Genomic DNA, 241 nt, shown 5'->3' with positions numbered 1-241 from the left:
GCTCGTACTGTGCATTATCTTTAAAGCTAAATATATCAATCGGCTCATGGAGTAAATCTAAAAATGCTTTTAAAAACTGTGGTTCGGTTTGTATTTTTTTACTTACCCACCCAGTTAACCAACTATTTAATTGAACTGGGTCAGTTGCAAATTTTGATAATTCGATTGGCTTTTTAGCACTTTGTAGTAATTTAAGCCCAAGCGCATGAAACGTTAAAATAGTGGGTGCTTTGGTATGCAA

Annotated in this window: 1 pseudogene; it reads right to left on the bottom strand. The window is 34.4% G+C overall.

Features of this window, described 5'->3' with window-relative positions:
* Positions 1-241, bottom strand: a pseudogene (locus AAEY57_RS20945) (UvrD-helicase domain-containing protein); the annotation flags it as partial.

It is taken from the genome of Pseudoalteromonas sp. MER144-MNA-CIBAN-0113 (assembly GCF_040308965.1).
Lineage (GTDB): Bacteria > Pseudomonadota > Gammaproteobacteria > Enterobacterales > Alteromonadaceae > Pseudoalteromonas > Pseudoalteromonas tetraodonis.
This window is presented reverse-complemented; position numbering and strand designations above follow the sequence as displayed.